The organism is Alicyclobacillus acidocaldarius subsp. acidocaldarius DSM 446 (assembly GCF_000024285.1).
Taxonomy (GTDB): domain Bacteria; phylum Bacillota; class Bacilli; order Alicyclobacillales; family Alicyclobacillaceae; genus Alicyclobacillus; species Alicyclobacillus acidocaldarius.
In genome coordinates this window covers 497,495-515,357 of the sequence record NC_013205.1, presented here as the reverse complement: position 1 = coordinate 515,357, position 17,863 = coordinate 497,495, and the positions used below count along the sequence as shown (strand labels likewise).

Genomic DNA, 17,863 nt, shown 5'->3' with positions numbered 1-17,863 from the left:
TCGGGCTCTCGTAAGGACCAGCATAGTCGACAGCGGACCCTGGCGCAATCGGCCGGTCCGAAATCGCGGAGATGCTCCAGGCGTGGGGGAAGTTCGCCTCAGCCGCGCTTACCGGGCAGCGGGACGCCCTTTTGCGCGTATTCCCGTTCGCGCAGCGCTCGCCGGCGCACCTTGCCCGACGGCGTGAGGGGAAGTTCGTCGACGAACTCGATCTCCCGCGGATAGCTGTGCGCGCCCACCCGCTCCTTGACCCAGTTCTGAAGCTCCGCGGTGAGGCACTCGTTCGCGGGCACGCCCTCACGGAGTTTCACAAAGAGCTTCACCACCTCGCCGCGAACAGGATCGGGCGTGCCAACGGCCGCCGCCATGACCACGGCCGAATGTTGAAGCGCCGCCTCCTCGATCTCCACCGGGCCGATCCGGTAGCCCGCCGACGTGATGACGTCGTCCGCGCGCCCCACGAACCACAGATAGCCTTCCTCGTCCATGCGGCCGAGATCGCCCGTCTTCAGCCAGTCCCCGACGAACTTCGCGGCGGTCTCCTCAGGGCGGTTCCAATAGCCGATGAACATCACCGGATGCGGACGGCGAACGGCGATCTCGCCGATCACGCCAGGAGATACCACGTGGCCGTTTTCGTCGATCACGGCCACATCGTGGCCTGGCACCGGTCGTCCCATGGAACCCGGCTTCGGCTGGAAACATGCGCTGCAGTTGGCGACAACCAGATTGCACTCCGTCTGGCCGTAGAACTCGTGAATCGAGAGGCCTAACGCCTCGCGAGCCCACGAGAGAAGTTCCGCGCCGAGCGGTTCGCCGCCCGTCGCCAACGTGCGCAGGTGTAGATGCCATCGGCTTCTGGGGTCGGTGATATGGCGCATCATCTTGAGGGACGTGGGAGGCATGAAGGCGTTGCGAACGCGCCACCGCTCCATTAGGGCGAAGGCACGTTCGGGATCGAACTTGCGTATGCGATGCGCCACCACCGGGACACCCCAGCACAGGGCTGGCAGCAACACGTCGTACAGCCCGCCAATCCATGCCCAATCCGCGGGCGTCCAGAAGACGTCACCCGGCTGCGGCGCGAAATCGTGCGGAAGACTGACGCCAGGCAGGTGGCCGAGCAGGATGCGATGGCCGTGAAGCGCCCCCTTCGCGGACCCGGTTGTGCCGGAGGTGTAGATGAGGACAGCCGGATCGTCGGGCGAAGCGTCCATCGGGTGGTATTCAGCAGACGACGCGAGGGCGAGGACATCATCCCAAAACTGCGTGCCTGGAACGCGGGCGTCTGTGACGATGACGTGCTCGAGGTCTGGAAGATCGGCCCTGATATCCATGATCCGATTCGCCTGTTCGCTGTCCGTGACCACGACTGTGGCGCCGCTATCCTGGAGCCGGTAGCGAAGCGCGTCCGTTCCGAACAGCGTGAACAGGGGTACCGCGATCGCCCCGATAGCGTACGAGGCGAGGTGGGCCGCCGCGAGCTGGGGAGACTGCGGGAGAAGGATGGCCACCCGTCCCCCGGTTGGAACCCCAAGGCCTCTCAGAAGAGCCCAGGCCAACCTGCTTGTGGTGCGCCACAGATGGCCGAAGGTCCACATTTCCGCCGACCCACCGTCGACGTCATACCAAATAGCGGGCGCATCCGGGCACACCCGCGCATGCCTGCGACACGCCCACTCGGCGATATTCAGCCGATCCGGCGTGGGCCACCGAAACTTGGCATACATCGCCCCGTAGGGCAACTTCCGCAGATCGTCCCCATCCACCGTCCAAAGGTCGTCCATGAGAACGACCTCCTCATGCTCGATCGCGCCTTTCATTTCCCTGTGGCACGGCACCCAGAGCCGCCAGGCTCACAAGATTCCTAATTTTTTTATCTTGTCATACAGCGTCGAGCGGTGGACACCCAATCGCTTGGCGGCCAAGGACTTGTTGCCCCCCGACTCCCGCAAAGCCGCCTCGATGAGTTCCCGTTCGACCTGCATCATTCGCTCCCTTGCACCGGCTCCCGGCGATCCAACTGCGGGACCGGGAACCGCGTCGCACGCAGGGCTTCGGGATGGAGTGATCGCGGGCGATCGGGAGGAGCGCTCTTGCAAGAGCTTGTGCAGATGAGGCGGAAAATCGTCCAGCCTGACGTAGGCCGAATCGCATAGGCTCACAAGCACTTCGACCATGTGGACCAGTTCGCGTACGTTGCCGGGCCAGTCATAGGCAAGAAGCCGTTCCACCACCTCGGACGACAGGTGCATGCGGGGTTTGCCCAGCCGTTCACAGGTCATGTCCAGATAGTGCGCAAGAAGGAGCGGAATGTCCTCCTTCCGCTCCCTGAGAGGCGGGATGTGCAGCCGGATGATGTTCAGCCGATAGTACAGATCCTCGCGAAACCGCCCCTCCTCCACCATTCGCTCGAGATCGCGATTGGTGGCCGAGATCAAGCGCAGGTTGACCTCACGCTTGACGGTTCCCCCAACTCGCTGCACCTGCCGGTCTTCCAAAACTCGCAGAAGCTTGGCCTGCATCGATAGTGGCATGTCGCCGATCTCATCCAAAAACAGCGTTCCCATGTGCGCGAGCTCGATCTGACCAGGCTTGCCACCCCGCTTGGCCCCGGTGAACGCGCCCTCATCGTAGCCGAAAAGCTCCGCTTCCAGAAGGCTGTCGGGAATGGCTGCGCAATTGACACTGATAAACGGCCCATTCGCCCTGTTGCTTTCAAAATGAATGCCTTGCGCCAACACCTCTTTGCCGGTCCCGCTCTCCCCGGTGATGAGCACAGTCACGGGCGTCTGGGCCGCCTTTCGCGCCATCCTGCGGAGGTCCAAGACGGCCCGACTTTGCCCAAGAAAATCGTCGATCCGATAGGCCCACCTCACCTGGTGAGCTTCCGATCCTTGCTCGGTCTCCGGGCGCGCCGAAGGTACCTGGGGCGCGTGTTCCTGCAGCCTTTCGATGATCTCGTAGAGATCCCGGATGCTTTCAAAGATGAGGACGCCGATCGCGCCGACGACCTTGCCGCCTTGCCAGATCGGGATGCGGTGCACTACCATGTCGTGCTGACGAATCCGCTGCAGTTGTCCTCGCTCCGGGATGCCGGTCTCGACGACCCGATGCAACCTCGTGTTCTCGATGACCTCCGTCACGTGACGGCCGATCACCCTGTCTCGTTCCATATTCAACAGTTTGAGATACGCCTGGTTGATTTCCACAATGTGGCCCTTCGCGTCGACGAGCACGATCCCCTCGTACATCGAGTCAAGGATGAGGCGCAGGACGTCGCCCGATGCCGCCAGTTCGTGCATGTCACGACCCCCCTTGCCAACCTCCGCCCCGTCGGCGAGAAGGCGCTTACACTACATCGTGACCGATGTGCGCTGCGTGAGCGCGTCATTCACCGATTCGAGGCTCTTTCTCGTCGCGCGCGTGGTCATCGCGATGAAAATGAGCGACACAAGCGTCATGACACCCATGAGCGAGAAGGCGCCGGTGATTTTGAATGTATTGAAAGCGCTTAACGTCACGGCAGGGGCAATTGCGCCTCCCAAGTGGCCGATGCCGTCACAGATGGCCAGGCCCGAGCTCCGCGCCCGCGTCGGAAAATGCTCTGCAGTGATAATGTAACCCAAAATCGACAACATGGCGATGGTCGTCGTGAAGAAGAATCCGGCGATCACGACCATGACCGACGAGGGCATCCACCCGGCAAGGATGACCGCGACAGACCCAATGACTCCGCTCGCAATGAGAGAATACTTGCGTTCAATTTTGTCACCGAAGAACAGAACGTAGAGTGCCCCAACCACGAACCCGACGCCCGATATTGCGGAGAAACCGATGCTATTTCCGAGCCCAAATCCCGACTGAACCAAAACGGTCGGCGCCATACCCAGGTAGGCGTAGTCGCCCACATACCACAAAAACCAGTACAGGAGAAGGATGATCATGCGCCACAGATACGGAGGCTTGAGAAGCGTCGTGATAGGAAAACCGCGCGCCTCTTCCTCCCAAGGAACATCGATGAGCGGAGGAAGTTCCGACGTGCCCATCTTGGCAATGGCGCGCCGCTCGATCTCGTCGACCAGGCGCTTGGCTTCCTCGTAGCGGCCGTGGATCATCAGCCACCGAGGCGACTCGATCAGGCTGCGCGTCAAAAACAGCATCGTCAGGCCGCCGAGCGCACCGATGAACAGCAGCGCTCGCCACCCCCACGCATAGTGCGGAACCAGCCACATGGAGACAAACGGAACCGCCGCAAGGCCGGAGAAGGCGAACAAATTGGCGAGCCCGGTGAAACGCCCCCTGAGCACGGCGGGCGAGATTTCCCCCATGTAGGTGGAAACCTGCGCGATCATCGTTCCAATGCCCATGCCGACCACCAGGCGCCATCCGATGAGCCAACCGACCGAGGGACTGAACGCCGTGGCAAGCGAACCAGCTGTGTACAATACGATGCCCGTGATGAGTGCGACTCTACGGCCGAAATAGTCACTCACCACGCTGACGATCACAGCGCCTACGATGTAGCCCACAAGGCTCGTGGAGACAGCCGTCGACGCGAGCCCAGAGGAAACGTGAAATTGCTTCGTGATCACGGGAATGCCATAGGAGATGTTGGTGATATCGAAAAATGCGAAGAAATAGCCGAGCCCCAACACGATGAGTAGGCCGGCCCCGTGAGGCCAGATCGGAATGCGCTCCAACCTCGCGAGCGGGTTGTCTGCGACTTTGCGATCCGCCATGAATATCGACCTCCTTCATACTCTTGCCGTGATCATCTTTCGGCGCGTGTAAAACGCCACGCCGTCCTTGCCGTTGGCGTGCAGATCGCCGTAGAAGGAATCCTTCCACCCCGAGAAGGGGAAGAACGCCATGGGAGCAGGAACACCGATGTTGACCCCAAGCATTCCTGCGTCGATTTCCTCGCGGAACTTGCGAATGGCGGACGCGCTGTTCGTGAAGATGCAGGCTCCGTTCGCAAACCGGGACCGGTTGGCCAACGCGATGGCCTCGTCCAGCGTGCCCACCCGCACGACCGACAGCACGGGCGCAAAGATCTCGTCTTGCCAGATCTTCATGGAAGGGCGGACGTGATCGAAAATCGTGGGTCCGACGAAGTACCCGTTTGCATCCACGCGATCCTGGCGTCCGTCGCGCACAAGGACCGCGCCCTCCTGGATGCCGAGATCGATGTACTGCAACGTCCGATCTCGATGTTCTGCCCGGATGACGGGACCAAGCAGGACATCTTCGTCTAGGCCGTTGCCGATGCGGATCTGATCGGCAGCGGACTTCAGGCCTTCGACGAGGCGATCTGCGATGGAACCTACTGCCACGACGACGGAACAGGCCATGCAGCGCTCGCCCGCCGAGCCGAACGCGGCCGAGATGATCTGGGGGATGGCTTCGTCCAGATCCGCGTCCGGCATCACGATGGTGTGATTCTTGGCGCCTGCCAGCGCCTGCACGCGCTTGCCGTGGGCTGCCGCTTCGCGGTACACGTACGCGGCCACCGGCTGCGATCCGACGAACGAGATGGCGCGAACCGTCGGATGTTCGATCAGGCCTTGAACGACCTCTCGGGCGCCGTGCACAATGTTGAGGACCCCGGAGGGCAGGCCCGCCTCCTCGAGCAGCTCGGCCAACCGCTGGGCCAAAAGCGGCGTCCGCTCGGAAGGCTTCAACACGAACGTGTTCCCGCAGACGATGGCCAGAGGAAACATCCAGCAAGGGACCATCATCGGAAAGTTGAACGGCGTGATGCCTGCCACCACGCCAAGTGGGTACCGGTACATGCCCGAGTCCAAGGATGTCGCGATATTGGCCAATTGTTCTCCCATGAGGAGCGTCGGCGCGCTCGCGGCAAACTCGACGTTTTCGATCGCGCGCTGCACCTCCCCGTAGGCGTCCTTGTAGCTCTTGCCGTTCTCGCGGACGATCAGTCGGGCGAGTTCGTCCCAATGATCGACGAGCAGTTGCTGATAGCGAAAGAAGATTCGCGCGCGGCGAGGTACAGGGGTCTTGCTCCATTCCCGAAACGCTTCCGCAGCCGCCGCCACAGCCATTTCCACGTCTTGTTGTGTCGACAGCGGCACCTGAGCGATGACCTCCGCGGTCGCCGGATCGAAGACGTCGAGGTATTCGCTGGCTTCCGCGTCTCGCCACGCGCCGCCGATCCAATTGCGCAGGTGCCCGGCTACACTCACGGACGACGTCCTATGCATCTTCCCTTCCCCCTCATTTTGTAAGCGATTCCATCGGCGCTGCATCCCACGTGGCGTCATAGGCCTGCCGGTACAGCTGGACGATCTCCTCGTGCGAGGGCACGACCGGGTGGTTCGCTGGGCTGCCACTCGCGAGGGCATCGTTCGCCATCTTATCCAGCGCGCGCTCGAAGGCATCCCTTTCAATTCCCCAAGTCTTGAGATTTGGGATCTGGAGCCTCTCGGCAAGCGTTTTCACTCGCCTCACGACCCACGCCGCGGCTTCGCCGTCCGACGCACCGGACAGTTCTGGATTCAGGGCCCGCGCGAGCAGCGCCAGCCTCGGCGCGTAGTCATCAAGTCGGAACTCCAGCACAGTCGGAAGGAGCATGGCGTTGGCAAAACCATGTGGTACGTGAAACAAGGCGCCGATGGGGCGGGACATGCCATGCACGAGGCACACGGATGAATTCGTGAAGGCCATGCCAGCTTCCAGCGCCGCGATCGCCATCCCCTCGCGCGCCTCCAGGTCCTGTCCGTCGTTGTACGCCCGCTCCAAGTAGGTCACTATCTTCTTCGCAGCGTCCGTGGCCAGCGCGTCCGTCAGCGGATGGCTTCTTCTCGAGATAAACGCCTCGATCGCGTGGCACAGCGCGTCCACGCCGCTCGAAGCGGTGACATGGGGAGGCGACGAGACGGTGAGCTGGGGGTCCACGATCGCGACCTTGGGCAATAGCGCGGGTTGCCGGATCATCATCTTGACGTCGTCCTTGGTATTGGTGATAACCGTTACGCTGGTGACCTCGGATCCCGTGCCGGCAGTCGTCGGGATCGCGATCACGGGGTACGGCGCCTTGTCGAACGTCCTGCGGCCGCCCATATAGTCGCCGATGTATCCCTCGTGCACCGCCATGACGGAAATTCCCTTCGCGGCGTCGATGGCGCTGCCCCCGCCGAGCGCGATGAGGTGGTCGCAGCCGTGCTGCAAGAACGCGCGCACGCCGGTCTCTACGTGCACGTCGGTCGGCTCCGTGTTCACCTCCGCGAACACGTCGGCTTGAACGCCCGCCTCGGCCAACATCCTCTGCATCTGTGCCACGTAGCCGAGCCGTTCCATCACCTCATCCGTCACGATGAGGGCCCGCTTTCCCAGGCTGGACGACGCCTGCGGCAGCATCTGCAGCGCCCCGCGCCCGGCGTACACAGCCTCCGGGACTTTGAACTCTCCAAACACCCTGCTCACCTCGCCTTAGATAGCGCTTTCAACGTCAGGGAGGTGAGCAAGATTCGTTCCAAGTGCCGCTAAGCCGCCACTCCCAAGCAGCGGCGGCTTACAGCGGATCCATCTCGAGCGCCCGAACATGTCGATTCTCACAACATTAATGTCGTGATTTTCATACAACCGGTGATACCCCCCGACATCTCGGGCTGCGCCTTTCAGGTCAGGATCCGCCACAGCGTGGCGCCCGACACCACGAGCGAGATCACCGCCAAGGCACCGGCTGACACGGAGGCCACCGCGCCACTCTTCCGCCCCGCCCAGCGCATGAACGACAGCGTGTAGATGAAGATGCCGACTGGGATGATCATCGCGAACAGATACTTAAACATGCCGCACCCTCCTGCTCCGTCGACGAGATCGCTTGGCCCAGCCGCTCAGAAGAACGGCCACGGGAATGGCAAAGACCACAATCCACCCCCACTTGAGCAGATACGTGCCGTCGAATTCGATCACGTCCATCCAGTTCTGCGGCCACATGCCGAGCGAAAACGAGAGCAGCACAATTGCGGGAACGGCAGGCCGGTACGTGGGCCAGCTGAACGCCTTCGACAACAGGTAGGCAGAGCCCCACATGGTGACGGCCATGCGAACGGTGGCCGCCGTGACCCACAGGAAGATAAAGATGCTCTCAAGGCGTTGGAAGAAAGGACCCATGTGGATCATGCGAGCCAAGCGGTACAGCGCGAATGACGTCTTCCCGGTCTCGGCCGCCGGAAACACCATGTGATACGACACGACGAGAAACACCAGCAACAGCGTCGACACGATGATGCTCACTGCGCCAATGCGACGCATCTTGCGCGGGTTGTTGACGTGCGGGAAGATGATGGTCAATAGCAGCACATTGGCGAAGATGGAACTGTACTGCATGGCGCCCATGATGACGCGCACCGGCCCCGTGCCCCACAGGGGAAGCAGCAGGTACGGGCGCCACCAGTTCACCGTCATCAGGTTTACGCCGACCAGCCCGACAAGCAGAATCGGCAAGAAAATGAACGCCGTGCGACAAATGCCCTCAAGGCCGGCGTACGCGATGTACCCCACCGCAAACATGAACACTGCCCCAACCAACAACACTGGCGTGGACGGCAGCACGGTACTTACCACATTTTCTGTGAATTCCCTCATCACTGCGGCAGTGGAGCAAAGGAAATACAGCGCAAACACGAGCGCGATGCAGATGGCCCCGAACCGGCCGAACACTTCCTTCGCGATCTCGACAATGTCGAGGTTTTGAAAGTACCTGCGCATGATCCATTCCACCAAATAAAACAGCGCCAGCGTCAGCGCACCGGAGAAGATGGGCTCCATCCACGCGGCCTCATACGCGCTGAAACTGATGTAGCGAGGATACGTGAGAAAGGCGTTGGTCGAGACGAAGATGATCAGCATCGCCGTCATCTCGGCCGCAGGTACCTTCGCGTCCCTCCTGCCGGACTGGCTCATGATTTCCCATCCCCCTCTCCGGCCTCTTTGCGCGTCGCCGTAGACCACGGCCTGGTCATGGGGTTCTGCCGCCAACTGCGCAGCGTGTTGAGGAAGGCCGGGCGTTTGTTCATTCCCCAAATCGGACCGCGCACGAGCACGTCCCTGGCCGCACCACTGATCGGCGCGATGGGCGATAAGAACGGCACGCCGAACGATTTCAGCATGGACAGCCTCACCACATATACGACAAACAGAATGGCGATCCCGTAAAACCCCAGGACGGCTCCAGCAATTAAGAATGCGAACCGAAGAATTCGAACGGCCATGCTGAGCTCGTAATTGGGGACCGTGAACGACGCGAGCGCCGTTGTCGCTACCACGATGACAAGCAGCGGACTGACGATCCCGGCCTGCACCGCCGACTGGCCGATGATCAAAGCACCAACTATTCCAATTGTTGGTCCTATGACCGAGGGGATCCGGATTCCCGCTTCGCGGATCAGCTCGATGGCAAATTCCATCAGCAAGACCTCGACCACCACCGGAAACGGCACTTGCTCTCGGCTTCCCGCGATGGCCAACATCAGGTCCGTGGGCAGCATCTCCGAATGATAGTTCGTCACCGCGATGTACAGTCCAGGAAGCAGCAGAGCTGTGAGCAGGGCGACCCAGCGAATAAAGCGGATAAACGTCCCCGGGATGATGCGAAGGTTGGTGTCTTCGGACGTGTGCATCAACGACCACAGCACCACCGGCACGATGATCGCAACCGGGCTATGCCCAACGAAAATCGCCACGTATCCTTCCGCCAGCATCGCCGCGACGCGATCTGGCCGCTCCGTCACGAGCACCTGGGGAATCATCATGCTCGGCCGATCTTCAATGAACTGCTCCAGCATCCCCGCGTCGAGCACGTAGTCGACGTCGATGTCCGCGATGCGCCGGCGAACCTCCTTGACGAGTTTGGGATTCGTCATGCCATGAATGTACATGATGGCGACATCCGTCTTGGCGAGATTGCCGACTGCGTGAATCTCGGTCACCAAATGCTCCGAGCGGAGCCGCATGCGCACCAGACCCGTGTTGGTGCGGAAGTTTTCTGTGAACGCATCCTGTGAGCCACGGACGACGTTCTCCATCTTCGGCGTGGCGACGCTGCGGTGCTCCCAGCCCTTAGACTCCACCACCAACGCTGCGTCGCACCTGTCGAGGAACACGACGGTCGATCCGGCCAGAACGTTGAACACCACCTCGGACCACTTCTCGATGAGCTGCGTCTGGTGGCCGGGGACGAGGTGATCGACGACATAGGAGAGCGTTCGCTTCGGATCGTCAGCCAGATGCGACCAAACCATCAGGGGTTCGAGGATGGCCCAATTGATGACGTTCTTGTCCACCAATCCATCGACGTAGACGACCATTCCTCGCCAGGGCGAGCGGCCCTCGACGCCGACCGAGAACTCGCGAACCACAATGTCCTTGTTTTGTGGCAGGTGAAAGAAGCGGGAAAGGCGGCGCTTCATGTCGTCGAGATCGAGCTCGATGTTGTCCTGCTGACCGGCGTGCGCCTTGTCGACGGCCTCCTCGTATTCCCGCCCCGCCCGCCGCAGAAAGGAGCGCATGGAGACAGGCTTTTTGGCGGTGTCCATCTTGTTTTCCGCCGTCGTAAAGTTCACCGACTCCATTTCAGGCTCATCGCCATACTTGTCAGCACCCGGGTCATCGTCGTCGCTCGACAAGGAGAAATCGTCGTTCAGCACGGTGTCGTCGACGGTCAACAGCCGTTTCAGCGCGCCTCCAACTCCCACGTCCACTGGAGCAACCTCCCATGCGAACTGGTTCCTCGCGCACTTAGCTTGCTCCAGGCGGCGGAAGTTATCCGGCGCAGGGCTACATCAGGGCGCCTGATGAGAGAGGGTCTGCGGTGGGATGGCGAGATCGAGCGAGAGTTTCTGTTCGGTGGGGGAATATTGAACCACGCGGATGGCAAACGGCTTGGGGGGCCGGTTGGTGAAGTTGAGCGCAATGTTCTGCGACGAGCCGTCGATCTGGATCCAGTTCGGCAAGGGGGCCCGCTCGAGCACAGATAAGACCATCGCTCGCGGAATCGGTAGGAACGACAGCTGGGCGCTGTCCACGTGCAGGATGAGATTGCCGTTTTGAACGATGGGCGTCACGACGAATTGCATGGGCAGGGCGTGATCGAGCACCTTGACGGCGAAGTCGCACACCCATGTATTGCCGAATTGGACACTACCGGAGTCGAGCACGCGGCCGACCTCGGGATCGTGCGCGATGGCGTACGCGAGGTAGGCGTTGATGGCGTCCGCCCCGATATCGACTTGTACGGTGGGTGCGTTCGCGGGCACAGGGACAGTCGGAGCTGTCGTGTTGCCAGATTTGGGCAGACCGTTCCACACGATGAGTCCCGCGATCACGGCGAGCAGATCGAGCGCGGCGAGCATGATGAAGAGCCGCTTCCACATCGGACTGCCTCCCTCCGTCACACTTGCTCGGCCTTTTGCTCTGCCTGGTTGCGCGCACACTGACACAGATCCGCCACGGGACAGATGTGGCACTTCGGCTTGCGAGCGGTGCACACCCGTCTCCCGTGCAGGATGAGGGCGTGGTGCGCCTTGGTCCAGAGTTCAGGTGGCAGCTTCGCACACACCTGCTGCTCCGTCTTGAGTGGATCGTTCGATTTGGCCAGGCCGATGCGGTTCGTCACGCGCTGCACGTGCGTGTCCACGGCAAACGCGGGCACGCCGTAGGCGTTCGACACCACGACGTTTGCCGTCTTCCGCCCCACGCCGGGCAGCTCCATCAGCCGATCGCGACTCTTCGGCACCTCGCCGCCGTACTCGTCGACGAGGATGCGCGCCGTCTCCACGATATGCTTGGACTTCGACCGAAATAACCCCACTTCGCGAATGTCTTCCGCGACCTCGTCCGGGCTCGCCTTCGCAAACCCCTCGGGCCCGCGGTACTTCGCGAACAGCCTTGGGGTGACCATGTTGACGCGCTCGTCCGTGCACTGGGCGGACAGGATGGTCGCGACGAGCAGCTCGAATGGGGTCGTGAAATGCAGTTGACATCGCGCGTCTGGATACGCCTCGAGTAACCGCTCCACGACGCGCACCGACGTTTCGCGATCTAGCTCGGCCATGCGCCTTTTGTTCTCCCTTCCACCGGATCTACCACTTCGTAGCGCGGGAGCCGCGCCCGCTCCACGCGGCCGGGATCGCCGATGTGCTCGATGAGAAGCTCCCGCACCAACGGACGCTGGTAGGTCACGTCTCGCGCACGGCGGAACGGCGGAAACACGGGGGACAGCCACAGATACTCGCACGTGATCACGCGGTAATCGCGGTCCGGTTCAAGCGGCCGCCCGCCGAGCACGACGCGGCGCACGCGCCGCCCATCGGCCCGGTGCTCGATCTCGGCCAACGCCCCGGAGATGGCGAGCACGCCGATTCTGCCGCCGCGAAATCCGAAGCCGATGCCCTGGCGATTGTGGATCTCGGGCTTCAGGGCAAGGTCGATGGCCTCGAGGATGTCGGCGCCTCGCATGGTCACCACGATGGGCCGAGTGGGGGTCGGGCACGCGCCGAGCACGTGAACCATGGCGACCGTGCCGGGCAACAGGCTGGCATTGAGCGCTCCCGCCATCATGAGGGCGAGATCGCCCTCGAAGGCGTCGTACAGAATGTCCGTGAGCAGATTGGCGAACGTGCACTCGTCCTCATACTCGAGCTGCAAGCGATCCGACAAGGCCGCCACGGTGTGCCCCAGCTGCCGCTCGACGAACGCCTGCTCCCGGGCGTACACCTGCATCATGCGAGCGTCCAGCGGCTCCCAAGGCTCCACGGGGATGCGCTCGGAGCGCGCCGCGACGCGCCCGCCCGAGCGCTCGAGGACCGTGTGCCCGAAGGAAAACCCGTGCTTTCCAGGCTGAAAGACGGCCGTATGGCCGACGTACTCCGCCTCGTGCATGGTCTCGTGGGTGTGCCCGCCGAGGACGCAGGTGATCTGAGGAAGCTCGCTCGCCAACGCCCGGTCAAAGCGCAGCCCCATGTGGGACAGGCATACGATGGCATCCACCCGCTGCGCGACAAGCTGATCCACAGCCCTTCGAGCGGCCTCGATGGGATCCAATACATGGACGCCGAGCATGTGGTAGGGCAAATCGTAGTTGGGCGTCAGGCCGAACGCCCCAATGCGCATCCCGCCCACCTCGTACACGTGCGTATCGCGAAAGAACGAAAACGGGCTTCCGTCCGAGCGCCGCAGGTTCGTGCCAAACGCGATGGCACCGGACCGCTTGACGAGTTCCTCCCACCGCTCCACCGGAATCGTGAGGCCCTCGTTGTTGCCAAAAATCCAGCCGTCGACGCCGAGCGCTCGCATGAAATCCGCGTTCAGTAGGCCGCACGTCGCTTCGGTCTCCGGCCGCACGCGATCCAGCACGTCGCCGAGATCGAACGTGAGCGACGCTTCGCCCTTCCGGTCGAACTCGGCTCTCAGCGCGCGGATTTTCGCCCCAATGCGCATGTGATTTTCGAGCCGACTGTGGAGGTCGTTCATGTGAAGCAGGTGAATGCGCACGTCGACACCCCGCTACTTCTGGGCGATGGGCCTGGCGATCTCGTACAGTGCGCAGCCAGGGGCGAACGTCTCCTCCACCCACCGGACGAACGCCTCGCCCGTCATGCGCACCGCTTCGTCGCGGACAATGGTGCGGCCCACGAGCATCTCCGCCTTCTTCACCGCGGCCAATCGCTCTCCGACGCGGCGCAATCCGTCCGCGCCGAGATCGCGCACGAGCTTGAAATCCGGCGACGTGTGGTCTTCGATCACGGCGAAATCGCCCGGCAACATCGCGAACATATCCTCGCTTTCCGCGGCCACTCGCGCGCCGAAGGCGGCCTTATCGATGCCCTCATCGATGTAGCCAAACACCGCGAACACGTGCGTGGAAAAGAGCCCAATCTGAAAATGGGGGTGCTTCTTGTAGCCCCGAGAATCCGAGCTGAACGCGACCCACGTGCTCTCCGGCGGATGGACCGTGCGTCGCGCGTGCTTCGCCACATGTGTGTGCATGGGCACGCCGAGCTTCTCCGCCAGCCACGGTTCGAAGTGTTCGGCCAACTGGATGAACTTCGGTTGAATCCGCGCGCGGATCCGTTCCATGCGCGGAGCGAGACCTGGCTCCGTCATCGCATCAAAGTCTTCAGCGGTCCACCCTGCAAACACCGCCCGCACCTTCCTTACGAGTTTGCTCCCTCTACAGTAGACGACGCGGGTCAGCCTGGCAAGCCGCTCCCCGCTCGAGCTTGCGGCGAATGCGCTCGATTCGCCGCGCGATCTCGCCGTGTTCACGGGATCCTTGGTCGGTCCGAACCTGCGCCCCTTCCGCAGCCTCGAGGGCCTTGGCGAGATCGCGCCGATGATGCTCGAAATACTTCGCAGCCTCCACGAGTGGCTCGGGGCGATTCGGAAAGTCCCTCGCCAGCTCGAACCAAATCTCGCACGCTTCCTCCCATTGGCCGCGGCGCTTCAAAAAGAGGCTGAACAGCCAGCGGGCCCGCCAGTCCGCGTCCTCCTGCTCGACAGCCCTGCGAAACTGCGCGTCCGCGGACTCCCACTCCCTCCACGCGTCGAACCAGGTCGCGAGCCCCACGTGAGGGGCCGCGTGCGACCACGAGCGCCTCTCCTCCAGCGCTTCCGCAATCTCAAGCGCCAGGCGCGCCAACGTGCAGACGTCGCGGAGGTTGTGGGCGAACACGTCTTCCATCGAGGCGAGCGGCGCGCCTTGCACGTACGCGAAGTATCGAAGCGGCGCCTCACTGCCGGGCAAGTCGCCATCGCGCCTCACGCCGAGCAAGGCTTCAACGTCCGCCAGCTTCATGCGCCCCACCACGCCCTTCCACAGCCGGCGCGCTGGGTGCAGCAGGTCCAGGTGGGCGGGCTCGGGAGGCCGCAGGCCGTAAAGCACGCATCGATTCACGAATAGCGGCCAGTCGTACGACTTCCCGTTGTACGTGACCATCACGCTGCCGTCCCGCCCGAAACGGTCTGCGAGCAGGCGCACCACCGCGGCCTCGGCCGCGTAATCCGGCACGAAGTACTGGGCCACGCGGAACTCGTCATCCGCGAAGTAGCCGACGGCGTGCAGGAACGGCACCGTGCCCCCGCCGTGCCCGAGCCCGGTGGCCTCGACGTCGTAAAACACCATCCGCTCCGGCGCCACGTCGGCCTTCGCCAGCCGGCTCAGGCGGCCGAGATCGCAGGAAAGGAAATCGGCGAACGGGCGGTCTCCGTAGGATGTGCAGAGGTCGAAGCCCGTGTCCCGAACCCACACAGGCCCATGCGGGGTTGTGATCCTTTGGAATCCCGCGTCGGCGAGTTCGGCCTCGCGATCGTTCTCGATGTCACGCGCCTGCGGTGCGGGTGAGGCATCGCGCGCCTCGTCCGCTGGCGCATCTTCGCCGCTCGACCTGCGCACGCCCGTCGTTCGTTCGAGGTCTTTGAGCTTGTCCAACAAGCTTCGCCCCATGGTCAGGCCCCCCGCGGCGCGCCCGCCCCGACGACGGAGGTGACGAGCGCCTCCACCCACTGTTTGAGCGGCTCCCCGCTCGTCGGCGGCCCGACGCAGCTTGGGCATCCAGACTCGCACGGACAGCCTTGCACCATGTCGAACGCCGTCGCAAAGATCTGATCACGATCCCGGTACACGCGCTCCGCGATGCCCACCCCGCCGGGGTAGGCGTCGTACACGTATACGGACGGCCTTCCGTAGTGCGGATCGCGCACTTCGACAGCCACGTGCACGTCGGACGAGGCGCACATCGCGTGCAGCGCCACGGCGTGTTTGAGCACGTGGCCCAAACCCTTGAGCGCCGCCTCCCACTCGTCGTCCGATGCAGACCAGCCAGCGCGATCAAACGTCACCCAGTAGCCCGACGTGTGCAACTCCGCCTCAGGGAGATAGATCTTTCCCCATCCGACGTTCTCGTGCGTCTCGAGCTTGATCTTCTTAAACAGGGTCGGCGTCGCGTGGACGGCGAGATCGCCCGTGTAATGGCAGAGCGGTCCATCTTCGGTGTGCTGGTTCTCCTCGAGCACCTGCAGGTGCACGGCGAGTTCGGCATCCGTGTAGTAGTCGCAGTCCACCGGGCGGACAAACGCCTTCCCGTTCTCGAGGTCCAACGTTTCCACCTGAAACATCTGGGACTGATGTAGGTAGATGGCCTCCTCGTGCAGCATCGTCAGCGCGCTGAACCGGTCCATCTCGCCGATGACGACCGGTGGATGCGCGGACTGATCGACGATCACGACATTTTCCTGCGCGGCGCTGCGCAAGGACACCGCGTGCGCCGGCATATCGTCCGCCATGTAGAAGTAGCGGCCGTCCGCGGCACGGTGCAGCACGCGCATGTCGACCAAGTAGTCGAGGAGCTCGTCCGTCGTCTCGACGCCAAACCGCTCGTCCGCCGAAAACGGCAACTCGTAGGCAGCGCACTTGAGATGATCCATCAGGATGAGGAGGTTGTCCGGGTAGATGCGCGCCGCCTCGGGCGACGCGTCCAACAGGGCCTCGGGATGGCGCACCATCCACTGGTCCAACGCGGAGCTCGTCGCCACGAAAATGGCGGCGGAGATGCCCTTGCGGCGCCCGGCCCGGCCCATCTGCTGCCTGGTGGAAGCCACGGAGCCCGGATAACCAACCGTGATGGCCGCCTGCAAGGAGCCAATGTCGACGCCGAGTTCCAGCGCGTTGGTGCTGACGACGCCTACGATCTGGCCTTCTCGCAGGCCCCTCTCGATGGCGCGGCGCTCGTTCGGCAGATAGCCGCCGCGGTAGCTGACGATGCGAGAGCGGACGCGATCGCGCGCATCGCGGCGCAGATAGGATGCCAGAAGCTCGACCTGGTTGCGCGTGCGCGCAAAGAGGATGGTCGGGATTTCATGTTGAAGCAACCGCGCTCCGAGTCGCCTCGCCGCCCGGAGCGCCGACTGGCGCAAGCCGAGAGATGGATCGACCACAGGTGGGTTGTACAGGATCACGTGCTTTTCGCCTTCCGGCGCGCCCGACTCGGAGACGACAGCCGTCTCCCGCCCTAAGAGCCGCGACGTGAGTTCGCCCGGATTGGCGATGGTGGCGGAACAGAAGATGAACTGTGGGCGAGCGCCGTAGAACGCTGCGATGCGCAGGAGCCGGCGAATGACGTTCGCCACGTGGCTGCCAAACACCCCGCGGTAGATGTGCGCCTCGTCAATCACGACGTAGCGCAGGTTTTTGAACAGCCGCAGCCACTTGGTGTGGTGCGGCAGGATGGCGGCGTGTAACATATCGGGATTGGTCACCACGATGTGGCCCGCCTCCCGAATCTTCTGGCGCGCGTGGACGGGCGTGTCCCCGTCGTACGTGAACGTGTGCACCGACGTCTTCAGGTTTTGGACGAGATCGTGCAATTCCGCCACCTGATCCTGCGCGAGCGCCTTGGTGGGAAAGACGTAGAGCGCACGCACGCTCGGGTCCCGCAGGATGGCCTGGAGCACGGGCAGGTTGTAGCACAGCGTCTTGCCGCTCGCGGTAGGAGTCGCAATGACGACATCGCGGCCAGCCTGAATGAGGTCCCACGCCTCCCGCTGATGCGCGTACAGGCGCTCGATCCCGCGCGCGGCGAGGGATGCACACAATTCGGGGTGAAGCTCGGCTGGGAAGTCGGCGTAGCGCCCGATGCGCGCGGGCATCACGCGCCACGCCGAGACCTGTTCCCGAAACTGCGAATCGCGCCGCCACTCGTCCAACAGCTGTTCCAGGTTCATGTTCATCATCCGCTTCTATGAGAGAGACTCAAGAGAAGAACGCGCTGCAACGCCTTGTCTCTTCAGTCACGAAATCAGATTTCAATCATACCATGTAGCAAAGCGACAGGTAGGATGC

The 17,863-nt window shown here is 62.8% G+C and carries 14 protein-coding genes; all 14 read right to left on the bottom strand.

Going from position 1 to position 17,863, the window contains the following annotated elements; translation table 11 throughout:
• Positions 1 to 98: 98 nt before the first annotated feature.
• A complete protein-coding gene (locus tag AACI_RS02340) occupies positions 99 to 1,787 on the bottom strand; it encodes an acyl-CoA synthetase (RefSeq protein WP_012809870.1) in 1,689 nt (562 codons plus the stop codon).
• A gap of 69 nt (positions 1,788 to 1,856) precedes the next feature.
• Positions 1,857 to 3,305, bottom strand: coding sequence for a sigma-54 interaction domain-containing protein (locus tag AACI_RS02335; RefSeq protein WP_012809869.1), 1,449 nt, complete (start codon positions 3,303 to 3,305; stop codon positions 1,857 to 1,859).
• Positions 3,306 to 3,356: 51 nt separating this feature from the next.
• The gene (locus AACI_RS02330) at positions 3,357 to 4,742 is read right to left on the bottom strand and encodes an MFS transporter (protein WP_012809868.1); all 1,386 of its coding nucleotides are present in this window, start codon (positions 4,740 to 4,742) and stop codon (positions 3,357 to 3,359) included.
• 15 nt (positions 4,743 to 4,757) lie between these two features.
• Entirely contained in the window at positions 4,758 to 6,224 is a 1,467-nt protein-coding gene (locus tag AACI_RS02325; protein ID WP_012809867.1) for a CoA-acylating methylmalonate-semialdehyde dehydrogenase, read from the bottom strand.
• 13 nt (positions 6,225 to 6,237) lie between these two features.
• The gene (locus tag AACI_RS02320) at positions 6,238 to 7,437 is read right to left on the bottom strand and encodes an iron-containing alcohol dehydrogenase (protein ID WP_012809866.1); all 1,200 of its coding nucleotides are present in this window, start codon (positions 7,435 to 7,437) and stop codon (positions 6,238 to 6,240) included.
• 203 nt (positions 7,438 to 7,640) lie between these two features.
• Positions 7,641 to 7,814, bottom strand: coding sequence for a hypothetical protein (locus tag AACI_RS16505; protein ID WP_012809865.1), 174 nt, complete (start codon positions 7,812 to 7,814; stop codon positions 7,641 to 7,643).
• The gene (locus tag AACI_RS02315; RefSeq protein ID WP_012809864.1) at positions 7,807 to 8,931 is read right to left on the bottom strand and encodes a GerAB/ArcD/ProY family transporter; all 1,125 of its coding nucleotides are present in this window, start codon (positions 8,929 to 8,931) and stop codon (positions 7,807 to 7,809) included. Before AACI_RS02315 ends, AACI_RS16505 begins: the two co-directional genes overlap by 8 nt.
• On the bottom strand, positions 8,928 to 10,727 hold the full coding sequence (locus AACI_RS02310; protein WP_012809863.1) for a spore germination protein: 1,800 nt from the start codon (positions 10,725 to 10,727) through the stop codon (positions 8,928 to 8,930). Before AACI_RS02310 ends, AACI_RS02315 begins: the two co-directional genes overlap by 4 nt.
• Before the next feature lie 81 nt (positions 10,728 to 10,808).
• Positions 10,809 to 11,399 (bottom strand): DUF2140 family protein, encoded by a 591-nt coding sequence (locus tag AACI_RS02305; protein ID WP_008340449.1) that lies wholly within the window; start codon positions 11,397 to 11,399, stop codon positions 10,809 to 10,811.
• Positions 11,400 to 11,416: 17 nt separating this feature from the next.
• Positions 11,417 to 12,079, bottom strand: coding sequence for an endonuclease III (nth, locus tag AACI_RS02300; protein WP_012809862.1), 663 nt, complete (start codon positions 12,077 to 12,079; stop codon positions 11,417 to 11,419).
• Entirely contained in the window at positions 12,067 to 13,518 is a 1,452-nt protein-coding gene (locus AACI_RS02295) for a bifunctional metallophosphatase/5'-nucleotidase (protein WP_012809861.1), read from the bottom strand. Before AACI_RS02295 ends, nth begins: the two co-directional genes overlap by 13 nt.
• Positions 13,519 to 13,530: 12 nt before the next feature.
• Positions 13,531 to 14,166: a YktB family protein gene (locus tag AACI_RS02290; RefSeq protein ID WP_012809860.1), complete on the bottom strand. Its 636-nt coding sequence runs from the start codon at positions 14,164 to 14,166 to the stop codon at positions 13,531 to 13,533.
• A gap of 31 nt (positions 14,167 to 14,197) precedes the next feature.
• On the bottom strand, positions 14,198 to 15,469 hold the full coding sequence (locus AACI_RS02285; protein ID WP_012809859.1) for a ribonuclease H-like domain-containing protein: 1,272 nt from the start codon (positions 15,467 to 15,469) through the stop codon (positions 14,198 to 14,200).
• 2 nt (positions 15,470 to 15,471) lie between these two features.
• Positions 15,472 to 17,745 (bottom strand): DEAD/DEAH box helicase, encoded by a 2,274-nt coding sequence (locus tag AACI_RS02280; protein WP_081442656.1) that lies wholly within the window; start codon positions 17,743 to 17,745, stop codon positions 15,472 to 15,474.
• Positions 17,746 to 17,863: the final 118 nt, after the last annotated feature.

What these genes read in the sequence shown, in the direction of transcription:
- AACI_RS02340 (WP_012809870.1), bottom strand. Translation starts at nt 1,787, where the DNA reads ATGGACGACCTTTGGACGGTGGATGGGGACGATCTGCGGAAGTTGCCC.
- AACI_RS02335 (WP_012809869.1), bottom strand. Translation starts at nt 3,305, where the DNA reads ATGCACGAACTGGCGGCATCGGGCGACGTCCTGCGCCTCATCCTTGAC.
- AACI_RS02330 (WP_012809868.1), bottom strand. Translation starts at nt 4,742, where the DNA reads ATGGCGGATCGCAAAGTCGCAGACAACCCGCTCGCGAGGTTGGAGCGC.
- AACI_RS02325 (WP_012809867.1), bottom strand. Translation starts at nt 6,224, where the DNA reads ATGCATAGGACGTCGTCCGTGAGTGTAGCCGGGCACCTGCGCAATTGG.
- AACI_RS16505 (WP_012809865.1), bottom strand. Translation starts at nt 7,814, where the DNA reads ATGTTTAAGTATCTGTTCGCGATGATCATCCCAGTCGGCATCTTCATC.
- AACI_RS02315 (WP_012809864.1), bottom strand. Translation starts at nt 8,931, where the DNA reads ATGAGCCAGTCCGGCAGGAGGGACGCGAAGGTACCTGCGGCCGAGATG.
- AACI_RS02305 (WP_008340449.1), bottom strand. Translation starts at nt 11,399, where the DNA reads ATGTGGAAGCGGCTCTTCATCATGCTCGCCGCGCTCGATCTGCTCGCC.
- nth (WP_012809862.1), bottom strand. Translation starts at nt 12,079, where the DNA reads ATGGCCGAGCTAGATCGCGAAACGTCGGTGCGCGTCGTGGAGCGGTTA.
- AACI_RS02285 (WP_012809859.1), bottom strand. Translation starts at nt 15,469, where the DNA reads ATGGGGCGAAGCTTGTTGGACAAGCTCAAAGACCTCGAACGAACGACG.
- AACI_RS02280 (WP_081442656.1), bottom strand. Translation starts at nt 17,745, where the DNA reads ATGAACCTGGAACAGCTGTTGGACGAGTGGCGGCGCGATTCGCAGTTT.